This window comes from Streptomyces sp. NPDC054956 (assembly GCF_053609185.1).
Genome location: NZ_JBSGXB010000191.1, coordinates 1 through 11808 on the forward strand (window position 1 = coordinate 1; position 11808 = coordinate 11808).

General features: G+C 73.2%; 10 protein-coding genes and 1 pseudogene. 4 read left to right on the top strand and 7 right to left on the bottom strand.

Annotation, left to right across the window (positions count from 1 at the left end):
* The 4 genes and pseudogenes from ACWGDE_RS25670 to ACWGDE_RS25685 all read right to left on the bottom strand — a co-directional run.
* Nucleotides 1-531 (bottom strand): annotated as a pseudogene (locus ACWGDE_RS25670) (glycoside hydrolase family 3 protein); the annotation flags it as partial.
* A gap of 71 nt (nt 532-602) precedes the next feature.
* Nucleotides 603-1868, bottom strand: coding sequence for an MFS transporter (locus tag ACWGDE_RS25675; RefSeq protein ID WP_453391384.1), 1266 nt, complete (start codon nt 1866-1868; stop codon nt 603-605).
* A 170-nt stretch (nt 1869-2038) separates the two neighbouring features.
* Nucleotides 2039-3433, bottom strand: coding sequence for an NAD(P)/FAD-dependent oxidoreductase (locus ACWGDE_RS25680; protein ID WP_453391385.1), 1395 nt, complete (start codon nt 3431-3433; stop codon nt 2039-2041).
* Nucleotides 3434-3627: 194 nt separating this feature from the next.
* Nucleotides 3628-4509, bottom strand: a complete 882-nt coding sequence (locus tag ACWGDE_RS25685) for a PaaX family transcriptional regulator (protein WP_453391386.1) — start codon at nt 4507-4509, stop codon at nt 3628-3630.
* A 157-nt stretch (nt 4510-4666) separates the two neighbouring features.
* On the opposite strand from ACWGDE_RS25685, the gene ACWGDE_RS25690 reads away from it, so the two are divergent.
* From ACWGDE_RS25690 to ACWGDE_RS25705, 4 genes are read left to right on the top strand one after another with little or no spacing between them, the layout of a single operon-like run.
* Nucleotides 4667-5578, top strand: coding sequence for an SDR family NAD(P)-dependent oxidoreductase (locus ACWGDE_RS25690; protein WP_453391387.1), 912 nt, complete (start codon nt 4667-4669; stop codon nt 5576-5578).
* Nucleotides 5579-5610: 32 nt separating this feature from the next.
* Nucleotides 5611-6480, top strand: a complete 870-nt coding sequence (locus tag ACWGDE_RS25695) for an amidohydrolase family protein (RefSeq protein ID WP_453391395.1) — start codon at nt 5611-5613, stop codon at nt 6478-6480.
* A gap of 9 nt (nt 6481-6489) precedes the next feature.
* Complete coding sequence (locus ACWGDE_RS25700; RefSeq protein ID WP_453391388.1) at nt 6490-8010, top strand: acyl-CoA synthetase; 1521 nt, start codon at nt 6490-6492, stop codon at nt 8008-8010.
* 54 nt (nt 8011-8064) lie between these two features.
* Complete coding sequence (locus tag ACWGDE_RS25705; protein ID WP_453391389.1) at nt 8065-8520, top strand: MaoC family dehydratase; 456 nt, start codon at nt 8065-8067, stop codon at nt 8518-8520.
* On the opposite strand, the gene ACWGDE_RS25710 is transcribed toward ACWGDE_RS25705, so the two are convergent.
* The 3 genes from ACWGDE_RS25710 to pcaDC all read right to left on the bottom strand — a co-directional run bounded on the left by ACWGDE_RS25710 (nt 8511) and on the right by pcaDC (nt 11561).
* Nucleotides 8511-9041, bottom strand: coding sequence for a GNAT family N-acetyltransferase (locus ACWGDE_RS25710; RefSeq protein WP_453391390.1), 531 nt, complete (start codon nt 9039-9041; stop codon nt 8511-8513). The genes ACWGDE_RS25705 and ACWGDE_RS25710 overlap by 10 nt on opposite strands.
* A gap of 102 nt (nt 9042-9143) precedes the next feature.
* The gene (locus ACWGDE_RS25715) at nt 9144-10322 is read right to left on the bottom strand and encodes a 4-hydroxybenzoate 3-monooxygenase (protein ID WP_453391391.1); all 1179 of its coding nucleotides are present in this window, start codon (nt 10320-10322) and stop codon (nt 9144-9146) included.
* Nucleotides 10323-10349: 27 nt separating this feature from the next.
* Nucleotides 10350-11561, bottom strand: coding sequence for a bifunctional 3-oxoadipate enol-lactonase/4-carboxymuconolactone decarboxylase PcaDC (pcaDC, locus tag ACWGDE_RS25720; RefSeq protein WP_453391392.1), 1212 nt, complete (start codon nt 11559-11561; stop codon nt 10350-10352).
* Nucleotides 11562-11808 lie beyond the last annotated feature (247 nt).

The following is an 11808-nucleotide window of genomic DNA, read 5'->3' on the forward strand; positions in this document are numbered from 1 at the left end:
CAGGTCGATCTGCGGATGCAGCGCCACACGGAAACCGACCGCCAGGTACTCGCGGCGCACGATGTCGGCGAACTCGAGGACCAGCTCCGGGTCGCGGACGGCCGCGAGGCCCAGTGCCTCCGGCCAGGCCGAGAAGGGGCCCGCGTGGAGCGAGGCGCCGACGTGGTCGCTGAACGAGTGGCGGGGGTCGGTGGAGAGCGTGACGGGGATGCCGAGGCGGGTGCCGGCGGCCATCTCCTGGACGGCGTTGTGCCAGCGGGCCATCTCGTACGGCTCCGCGGTGTCGACGAGGTTGAAGTGGTTCAGGGAGCCCCGCTGGATCATGTCGGCGAGGTCGGCCGAGATCGAGGGGGCGCCGGGGGCGGCGGGGGCGTACTCCTCGTCCTCCATCGCCGCGATGGTGTGGAACATCAGTCCGGCCTTCTCCTCCAGGGTCATCCGCGCGAGGAGGTCGGCGACGCGCTCGTCCACCGGCCGGGCGGGATCCCGGTAGGGGTGGCCGTCGCCCTGGGGCGGGGGGATCGTGCTCATGCTGTACGTGCTCCCGGATGAGGGGGTGGGGTGGCTGGGGCGGGGCGGGGCGGGGGCACGGTGCCCCGGCTTCAGCGGACCGTCTTGATGGGGATCACCGCGGCCGCGCCGAGCAGGGTGATCAGCGCGGCGGCGACGTACAGGCCGTCGTAGCCGAGCGCGCCGACGAGGAGGGCCGCGAGGAACGGGGCGATGATCTGCGGGCCGGCGTTGGCGATGTTGAGGACGCCCAGGTCGCGGGCGGCATCGGTGGCGCTGGGCAGCACGAGGGTGACGAGCGCGGTGTCCACGGCCATGTAACTGCCGAAGGCCAGGCCGGCGATGACCGTGAAGATCAGCATGCCGTTCCAGTCCGGCTCGAGGACCGGCACGAGCATCGCGAGCCCGCAGAGGGCGCAGGAGATGCCGACCAGCGGTTTGCGGCGGCCCAGGCGGTCGGAGAGCAGACCGCCGAGGACGGTGGCGAGCAGGGTGACCCCGGCGTCGATCGGGGCGATGAACGCGACGGCCTCGGTGGGGGTGAGCCCCTCGGGCAGCGCGATGTGGTCCTGGAGGATGTACAGCTGGAAGAGGGAGACGGAGAAGAAGCCCAGCATCATCAGGAAGCGGCCGATGAACACCCAGCGGAAGTCCGCCGACTTGAACGTGTCGGCGAAGGCGGCCAGTTGGCGGCCCAGCGGCGCCCGCTCCCGCTCGGGGGCCCTCCCCTCCCGGACGACCGCGGTGAAGAGCACGGCCGCTCCCGCGAGCACGGCGCCGAGCGCGAGGTAGCCGAGGGGGACGTCTCCGGGTACGAACGAGGTCGCCACGGAGATGCCGAGGGCCGCGCCGATCGGGGTGCCGATGCCGACCATCGCGGAGGCCAGACCGCGCCGTTCGGCGGGCACCCGGTCGGGGACGACCGCCGTGAGGGCGGCCTGGTAGATGTTCATCATCGCCTGGACCAGGCACCAGCCGATGGCCACGAGCAGGACGGTTCCGGCGGCTCCGAGCAGGGCCAGCGCGCCGAGGGCGGCCAGGCCGCCGCCGAGGATCCAGGGGTTGCGCCGGCCCGAGCGGTCGGAGAGGAGTCCCGTCAGGGGGTTGAAGAGGGTGGCGAAGATCGCGGCGACCCCGGAGACGAGTCCGAAGTTGGCCACCTTGTCCGCCGGGTCGACGAGTTCGACCTGGACGGGCAGCAGCACCACGCCGATCCCCATGTAGACCATGTACATCGCGGTGTTCGCGACGGCGAGCATGGGCATCAGCCGGAGCAGGCCGCCCTTGCCTGCCGGGGCGGGGGCCGGGAGCTGCGTCTCCGCCGGGACGGCGGCGGGCTGGACTTCGGACGCGTTCATGTCGGGGCTCCTCGGCCGCGCGCCGACCCGGGGGCGTGGCGCGCGGCGGATCGTGCGCACGGCCGGGCCGCGGGCGGGGCGGGCACCGCGGACGTGCGCCGCGGGGCGGGCACAAGCCGTGCGCAGGGAAGGGGGAACGGGGAACGGGGAACGGTAGGGGCGGCGGGGCGTCAGCTGTCGAAGCCGAGGCCGAAGCGGTCGAGGCCGCGCAGCCAGAGGTTGCGACGGCCCTCGTTGCGGTCGGCGCGGGCCATGGACCACTTGGTGATGCCGATTCCTGCCGACCGGATCGGCTCGGGCGGGAACGGCAGGGGCTTGCGGCGGACCATCTCCAGGCCGGTGCGCTCGGTGCGTTCGCCCGCGAGGAGGTCGAGCATCACCCCGGCGCCGAAGCGGCTGGCGCCGACTCCGAGGCCGGTGAACCCGGCGGCGTAGGAGACCTTGCCGTGGTGACTCGTGTCAAAGAACACGCAGAAACGGGTGCTGGTGTCGATGGCGCCGCCCCAGCTGTGGGTGAAGCGCACGCCCTCCAACTGCGGGAAGGTCTCGAAGAAGTGGCGGGCGAGGGTGGCGAAGGTGGCCGGACGCCGGTCGTGTTCGGCGCGGACACGGCCGCCGTAGCGGTAGACGGCGTCGTAACCGCCCCACAGGATGCGGTTGTCGGCGGAGAGCCGGACGTAGTGGAACTGGTTCGCGCTGTCCGCGAAGCCCTGGCGGCGCGTCCAGCCGACGGAGGCGAGCCGCTCCTCGGTCAGCGGCTCGGTCATCAGCGCGTAGTCGTACACGGGGACGGTGTACGGGCGGTGGCGCCGCAGCAGGGAGGGGTAGGCGTTGGTGGCGAGCGCGACGCGGCGGGCGGTGATCCGGCCGTAGGGGGTGCGGACGGCGATCACCGCGCCGTGCTCCTCCAGCGAGGCGGCGGGGGTGTGCTCGTGGATCCGGACGCCCAGGGCGAGACAGGCCCGCTTGAGTCCCCAGGCGAGCCGGGCCGGGTTGACCATGGCCACGTCGTCCTGGTTCCACAGGCCTCCGAGGAAGGTCGGGGAGTCGATCTCGGCGCGGACCGCGTCGGTGTCGAGGAGGAGCGGTTTGCCGCCGTGGCGGGCGGCCGCCTCGGCCTCCTCCGCGAGGCCGGCGAGCTGGTACGGCTCGGTGGCGACCACGATGGAGCCGGTGCGCTCCCAGTCGCAGTCGATCCCGTACCGGTCGAGCGCGTCCTCGATGGACTGGAGGTTCTCCCGCCCGAGCCGCTCCAGGAGGCCGATCTCGCGGGGCCAGCGCGCGAGGCCGTTGTGCAGGCCGTGGGTGAGGCTGGACTCGCAGAATCCGCCGTTGCGGCCGGAGGCGGCGCCGCCGGCCTCGTCCGCCTCGACGAGCACCACGTCGGCGGAGGGGTCGCGCTCCTTGGCGAGCAGGGCGGTCCACAGGCCGGTGTAGCCGCCGCCGACGACGAGCAGGTCGCAGGTGGTGCCGCCGACGAGGGCGGGTTCGGCCTGCGGGCGGCGGGGGTCGTCGAGCCAGAACGGGCGGGGCTCGGCGTCCCTGAGCGAGGTGAGGTGGTCCATGGGGTTCCTTCGGATCGCGGAGGCGCCCGAACGCACGGACCCTCCGAGGTGCCGCCCATGAGACCTCCCGCCGCGGGACAAGGTCAATGGTGTTGACATAAGCCTGCGGGGGCCGCCCCGGCCGGGTCGGCCGCGGCCCCAGGTCTCCGATCTCAGGCCGCAGGCCCCAGGCCTCGGGCTGCAGCCCTCAGGCCTCAGGTCTCCGGCTCCCAGCGGTCGAGGATCTCCTCCGCGATCAGCCGTGCCCCGGGCTCGAAGCGTGCGGAGAGCTCGTGGAACAGCGCCTCGGCGTGCGCGGCGGGCCACTGCTCGGGCAGGTGCTCGGCCGGCAGGTGCGGGTCCCGGCGTACGAGGTCCAGCCAGTCGGTGTGCAGCAGGAGCCGGCGGCCCAGGTCGTCGCGCGCCTCGGCGGGCACGGCTCCGTCGCCCCAGCGGGCCAGGAAGGACCGGTAGCCCTCGGCGATCGCGTCGACGTCGAAGGCGGTACGGAGCAGCGGCCCGGCCTCGGTGGGCGCGGCGGCCTCCCCGTGGAAGGCCCTGATACGGTCCCCGAGCCCGAGCTCCTGCGCGATCGGTGCGACGTCCACGCGTCCGGGGGCGACCCACAGGCCGCTCTGCAACGGGCCGAAACCCGCCCAGACGAGCCGGGAGCGCAGGTCGTGCCGTTCGCGGCGCCAGGACTCGGGCAGGGAGAAGCCGACCAGGGTCCAGGTGCCGTCCCAGGCCCGGTTGACGGCGCCCGTCCGCTGGACGCGCTCCTCGCCGTCGGCGAGCACCTCGGCCGCGCGGGGCGTGAGCGAGAAGTACATCCGGCGGCCGCGCCGGTGCCGTTCGAGCAGGCCGCGGGCGACCATGCGGGTCAGGGTCGAGCGGACGGCGTCCTCGCCGACTTCGACGCGGGCGAAGGCGTCGATCACGCTCGCCGAGGACAGGGCGGTGCCGGTGCCGAGGACGTGGATGCCGAAGAAGCTCAGCATCAGGGACTGGGGGCGGGCCGGGGCACCGCGGCCGGCCGCGTCGAGTTCGCCCACGTCGGATTGGGCTGCCGGCTGCCGCTTCGGTTCGGGAGGGGTCACGGGGACAGCGTAGGTGCGCGACCTGCCCGCCCGAGTCTAAATTCGGCACTTCATTGACCGCAGACAGAATTATGCCTAGCTTTGGCGCGGCCGGTGCGTGCCCCAGGCCGCGGTTCCCCCGCGTCCCGCACCCGGCCCTCGGGAAGGACCCCCTCTCATGGCTCACTTGGATCTCTCCGGCAAGGTCGCCGTCGTCACCGGCAGCGGCCGTGGCCTCGGCCTCGCCTACGCCCGGTCGCTCGCCGCCGCGGGCGCGGCCGTGGTGATCAACGACGTGGACTCCGAAGCGGCCGACGCGGCCGTGCGGCAGATCACCGGGGCCGGCGGCCGCGCCGTCGCCGAGGTGGTGCCGGTCGGCTCCGCCGAGGCCGCCGAGGCCCTCGTCACCCGCGCGGTCGACAGCTTCGGCCGGATCGACGCCATGGTCACCAACGCCGGCGTGCTGCGGGACCGGGTGCTCTGGAAGATGACGGACGAGGACTTCGACACCGTCGTCGAGGTGCACCTGCGCGGCACCTTCACCTGCGTCCGCGCCGCCGTCGAGCGGATGCGCGCGCAGGGCGAGGGCGGCCGCATCGTGGTCGCCGGCTCCCCCGCCGGCCAGCGCGGCAACTTCGGCCAGACCAACTACGCCGCCGCCAAGGCCGGCATTGCCGCGATGGTCCGTACCTGGGCCATGGAACTCTCCCGGGCCGGCATCACCGCCAACGCCGTCATCCCGGTCGCCGCGACCGCGATGACGCAGACCATCCCCGCGTTCGCCCCGCACGTCGAGGCGCTGGAGCGGGAGGGCACCGTCTTCCCCGACGGCCTCCGCAAGGGCGAGGGCTTCGGTACGCCCGAGGACGTCGCCGGCCTGGTGACCTTCCTCGCCTCGGACGCCTCCGCCGGGATCACCGGTCAGTGCATCGGCATCGGCGGCGACAAGCTCGCCCTGTGGTCGCACCCGCAGGAGGTGTCGGTGGCCTACGCCGACGGGGGCTGGAGCGCCGAGGCCATCGCGGCCGCCTGGCCGCTGACGGTGGGCCGCACCCCGGAGACCTTCGGCATCCCCGCCCCGCAGCTGTGAGGAGCGACGCCGTGCCGAACCCCACTGCCGCGCTGAATCCCGACGGGCTCGTCGCCATCGACGTCCACACGCACGCGGAGGTCTCCGCGAAGGGCGGCGCCTCGCTCTCCGCCGAGCTCGACCGCGCCGCCGGCGCCTACTTCAAGGCCGAGCACCGTCATCCCACCCTGCCGGAGATCGCCGCGTACTACCGCGAACGCCGGATGGCGTGCGTGGTCTTCACCGTCGACGCGGAATCGGCCACAGGCACCCCGCCGGTGCCGAACGAGGAGATCGCCGAGGCCGCCCTGGCCCACCCCGACGTGATCATCCCCTTCGCCGGGGTGGACCCGTACAAGGGCAAGGCGGCGGTCCGTCAGATCCGGCGCCTCGTCGAGGAGTTCGGGGTCCGGGGTTTCAAGTTCCACCCGAACATCCAGGCGTTCCACCCCAACGACCGGATGGCGTACCCCCTGTACGAGGCGATCGAGGAAGCCGGCGCCATCTCGGTCTTCCACACCGGCCAGACCGGCATCGGCGCGGGCGCGCCCGGCGGCGGGGGCGTGCGGCTGAAGTACTCCAACCCCATGGACGTGGACGACGTGGCCGCGGACTTCCCCGGGATGCGGATCGTCCTGGCCCATCCGTCCTTCCCCTGGCAGGACGAGGCGCTCGCGGTGGCCACGCACAAACCGCAGGTGTACATCGACCTGTCCGGGTGGTCCCCCAAGTACTTCCCGCCCCTCCTCGTCCAGTACGCCAACACCCTTTTGCAGGACAAGGTGTTGTTCGGCTCCGACTATCCGCTGCTCTCCCCGGACCGCTGGCTGGCCGACTTCGCGAAGCTCCCGATCAAGGACGAGGTCCGTCCGAAGATCCTCAAGGAGAACGCGGCCGCCCTGCTCGGTCTCACCCGAAGCTGAGGGGTGTCCATGCGCAACCAGGGCATCGGATCCTGGCCCGCCCGCCGCGGCCGGAGGACTCCCCGGCGCACCGCCCTCCTGCACGAGGGCCGTTCGGTCGGCTACGCCGAGCTCGACGACCGCTGCACCCGCCTCGCCCACGCCCTGCGCGGAGCCGGGGTCGGGCGCGGGGACCGGGTCGCCTACCTCGGCCCCAACCATCCCGCGTACCTGGAGACGCTCTTCGCGACCGGGCTGCTCGGGGCGGTCTTCGTACCGCTCAACACCCGGCTCGCCGTCCCCGAACTCCTCCACCAGCTGCGCGACTCGGGCAGCCTGGTCCTGGTGCACGCCGGAACCCCGGAGGACCGGGTGGCCCAACTGGCAGCGGAGGCGGGGTTGTCCACGCTCTTCTCCGTGGGGCCGGGCCCTGAACCGGCGTACGAGGAACTGCTCGCGGCCGCGTCCCCGGAGCCGATCGACGAGGAGGTGGGGCACGAGGACGTGTGCCTCATCATGTACACCTCGGGCACCACCGGGCGGTCCAAGGGCGCCGTCCTCACCCACGGGAACATCGTCTGGAACAGCCTCAACGTGCTGGTCGACACCGATCTCGCCGGGGACGAGGTGTCCCTGGTCTCCGCACCGCTGTTCCACACCGCCGCGCTGAACATGAGCTGCCTGCCCACCCTCCTCAAGGGCGGCACGGTCGTCCTGGAGTCCTCCTTCGACGCGGCGCGCAGCCTGCGACTCGTCGAACGGCACCGGGTGACCCGCATGTTCGGCGTGCCGACGATGTACGACGCGATGGCCGCCTCGCCCGGGTGGGCCGGCGCGGACCTGTCGAGCCTGCGCACGCTGCTGTGCGGCGGCGCCCCGGTGCCGGCCCGCACGGCGCGCGCCTACCTGGACCGGGGCCTGGCCTTCGTCCAGGGGTACGGCATGACGGAGACCGCGCCGGGAGCCCTGGTCCTCGACCGGGCCGACTCGCTGACGCACGCCGGCTCGGCGGGCGTTCCGCACTTCTTCACCGACGTACGGGTCCTGCGGCCCTCGGGCGAGGAGACCGGACCCGGCGAGGAGGGCGAGGTGGTCGTCGCGGGGCCGAACGTCACCCCCGGCTACTGGAACCTGCCCGAGGCGACGGAGGCGGCCTTCCTCGACGGGGGCCGCTTCCGCTCCGGCGACGTGGCCACCGTCGACGCAGAGGGCTACGTACGGCTCGTCGGACGCCTCAAGGACATGATCATCTCGGGCGGGGAGAACATCTACCCGGCCGAGGTGGAGGACGCCCTGCTCGGGCACCCGGACGTCGCCGAGGCCGCCGTCATCGGCGTGCCCGACCCCACGTGGGGCGAGGTCGGGCGGGCCGTCGTCGTACCGCGCGCCGGAACCGCCCCCACCGCCGGGGAGTTGATCGCCCACCTGGAGGGGCTGCTCGCCCGGTACAAGATCCCGAAGAGCGTGGTCATCGCTCCCGGGCTCCCGCGCAACGCCGCCGGAAAGCTGCTCAAGGACCCGATCCGGGCGCGCTACGGCACAGGCGGCTGAACCGTTCCCCCGCCAATCCCCCTTCACCACCGTCACCAGTCAAGGAGCACCACCATGTCCGTCACCGTTCACGGGATCGACGAGATCAGGAACCGGGCCGGAGCCGACCTCGGGCGCAGTTCCTGGGTCGAGATCGCCCAGCCGCGGGTCGACACGTTCGCCGACGCCACCGACGACCACCAGTGGATCCACGTGGACCCGGAGCGCGCGGCCGCGGGTCCGTTCGGCGGCACCATCGCCCACGGCTACCTGACGCTCTCGCTGCTGATCCCGATGTGGAGCGAGCTGCTGCAGGTCGAAGGCGTGTCGATGAAGGTCAACTACGGTCTGAACAAGGTGCGTTTCCCCTCCCCCGTGCGCGTCGGATCGAAGATCCGCACGCACGGCCGCGTGGCCTCCGTCGAGGACGTCAAGGGCGGGGTCGAGGTCGTCGCCGACCTGACCGTGGAGATCGACGGCAGCGACAAGCCGGCGTGCGTGGCGCAGGCGGTGTACCGCTTCTACGCCTGAGGGCGGACCCGCCCCGGCGGGCGCACCATGAAGACGTCGATCGGGTCCTCGTCCTCGACGAGGAATCCGTGGCGCTCGTAGAGCCGGCGGGCCGCGCTGCCCTGCAGGACGTTCAGACCCACGGTCATGTCCTGCGCGTCGGTCCGCTCCAGCACCGCGCGCAGGACGGCGGATCCGAGCCCCCGGCCCTGATGGGCCGGGTCGAGGTAGAAGTGCTCGAGCCACTGCCTGCCTTCGGCGGGCCTGACCGTGACGCATCCCGCGAGTTCGCGGCCGGTCATGATGATCGAGGTGTGCTGAGTGGAGAAGGAATCCCGCAGCCGCTGGCGCACGTGGTGCTCGTCGTAGCGTCCGAGGCGTTCCAGATCCGCACGCATGACCGTGGCCCGCAACTCCGCGATGACCTCGATGTCCGTCGTCGCCGCGGAGCGCAGCGTCCAGCCCCCGCCGTGCGCCGACGTCGCCCGCGCGGGCTCGGCCACGTCCGGCCGCGTACCGCTCCCCATCACACCGGCATCCATGGTCGGATTGTCTCACCCCGCCTGCTCCGAGCAGGCACGAGGGCATCCCACAAGGGGGCGGCTGCTTCGAGCAGCCGCCCCCTCGGGCATGTCGGACCGGTCTCAGTTCTCCTTGAACCCCACGTAGTTCTCCGCGAGGGAGGCCGACGCCGCCTCCGATGCGGCCAGGTAGCGCAGGTGCGACAGGCGCAGCGCGCGGTCGAAGTCCGAATCGGCCGGATCGCCGTGGAGCAGGGTGGTCATCGTGTACGAGAAGTGCTCGGCCCTCCAGACGCGGCGCAGCGCGGTCTCCGAGTAGGCGTCGAGGAGCGACTCGTCCGCGTGGGCGTGGTGCCGGGTGAGCGCCTGGGCGAGCAGGGTGACGTCGGCGACGGCGAGGTTGAGGCCCTTGGCGCCGGTGGGCGGGACGATGTGGGCGGCGTCGCCGGCGAGGAAGAGGCGTCCGTGGCGCAGGGGTTCGGCGACGAAGCTGCGCATCGGCGTGATGCTCTTCTCCGTGATCGGGCCGCGCCGCAGGGTCCAGTCGGCGTCGACGGCGAAGCGGGTCTCCAGCTCGTCCCAGATCCGCTCGTCCGGCCAGTTCTCGGTGCTGTCGTCCGGGTCCACCTGGAGGTAGAGCCTGCTGACGCGGGGCGAGCGCATGCTGTGCAGGGCGAACCCGCGCTCGTGGTGGGCGTAGATCAGCTCGTCGCAGGAGGGCGGTACGTCGGCGAGGATGCCGAGCCAGGAGAAGGGGTACGTGCGCTCGGTGGTGGTGAGCAGGCCTTCCGGCAGGGAACGGCGGCCGATGCCGTGGAAGCCGTCGCAGGCGACGACGTACGCGCAGTCCAGGGTGTGTTCGGCGCCCTGGTGTCGGTAGCGGATGCTCGGGCGGTCGGTCTCGATGCCGTCGACGGACAGGGCTTCCGCTTCGAAGAGGACGGTGCCGCCGTCCTGTTGGCGCAGCTCGATCAGGTCTTTGACCACCTCGGTCTGCGCGTAGACCATGACGGACCGGCCGCCGGTGAGGGAGGGGAAGTCGATGCGGTGGGAGCGCCGGTCGAAGCGGAGCTCCATTCCGTGGTGTTCCAGCCCTTCCCGGTCCATGCGGGCGCCGGCGCCCGAGGCGCGCAGGACGTCGACGGTGTCCTGTTCGAGGATGCCGGCCCGCTGGCGGCGTTCGACGTAGGCGCGGTCGCGGAGTTCGAGGACGACGCTGTCGATGCCCTGGCGGTGGAGCAGGTGGGAGAGGAGGAGTCCGGCGGGGCCGGCTCCGATGATGCCGACGGTGGTGCGGGGCATGGGGGCTCCGTAGGGGCGCGAAGGGTTTCAGGAGGTGGCCGAGGTGGCCGGGGCGGCCGGTGCGTCGTCCGCGAGGACGCGCTGGGCGGTGGCGAAGGCGGCGTTGGCCGCGGGTACGCCGCAGTAGACGGCGGACTGGAGCAGGACTTCCTTGATCTCGTCGGGGGTGAGCCCGTTGCCGAGCGCCGCCCGTACGTGCATCGCGAGCTCCTCCTGGTGCCCGTGGGCGACCAGGGCGGTCAGCGTGATGCAGCTGCGGGTGCGGCGGTCGAGGCCGGGGCGGGTCCAGATCTCGCCCCAGGCGTAGCGGGTGATGAAGTCCTGGAAATCGGCGGTGAATTCGGTGGTCCGGGCGACGGCACGGTCGACGTGGGCGTCGCCGAGGACCGCGCGGCGGACGGACATGCCCTCGGCGTACCGGCCGTCGTCGTCGGCCGGGGCTCCGAAGTGGCCGAGCAGGGCGGTGGCGACGGCCTGCGGGCGTTCGGCCGGGGCGAGGTGCGAGGCGCCGGCGAGTTCGACGAGGCCGGCCTCGGGGATGCCGTCCGCGAGCTCCCGGGCGTGCGCGGGCGGGGTCGCGGGGTCGGCCCGGCCGGCGAGGACCAGGGTCGGGGCGGTGATCCGGGGCAGCTCGGCGCGCAGGTCGTACCGGGCCAGGGCGTCGCAGCAGGCCGCGTACCCGACGGGGTCGGCGGCGCGCAGGTCCGCGACGAGCCGCTGGGCGTACGGGGTACCGGCGAAACCCGGGGTGAACCAGCGGCCGGGCATCGCGGCGACCAGGGGCTCCGTGCCGTGGGCGCGGACGAGCGCGGCGCGTTCGTGCCAGGCGGTGCTCTCGCCGAAGCGGGCGGAGGAGCAGACCAGGGCGAGCGCGGTGATCCGCTCGGGGTGGTGCACGGCGAGGTGGGCGCCGACGGCCCCGCCGAGGGAGATGCCGGCGTAGCCGAAGCGTTCGATGCCGAGGTGGTCGGCGAGGTCGAGTACGAGGCCTGCGAGCTCGGCGACGGTCGCGGGGGTGGTGGCGGGCTCGGCGGCGCCGGGCTGGGCGGTTGCGGCGCGCAGGGCGGCGGCCGGGGTGCCGCCGTGGCCGGGGAGGTCCCAGCGGATGACGCGGTGCTGCCGGGCCAGGGCGGGGGTCACCGCCTCCCAGACGGCGAGGGAGGTGCCGAGGGAGGGGCCGAGGATCAGGGCGGGGGCATCGGGCCGCCCGTCGACGCGGTGGTGCAGTACGGGGGTCACGGTCGGCCTTCCGGGTCGGCGGAGTTCGCGGAGGACCCTCTCCGCGGGGCGGGATCGAGTGGTCGGGGGGCCGTGCCGGAGCCCACGCCTGTGCCAGTGCCTGCACCTGTGCCAGCGCCTGCACCGGTGGCAGTGCCTGCGCCGGTGCCTGGGGCACCGAGGGACCGCGGGGGCTGCGCGTCGGCGGGCTCCTCCCCCGCCCGCGCCGCCTCGTCGGCCGCGTTGCCGACCAGGGAGAAGGCGTAGC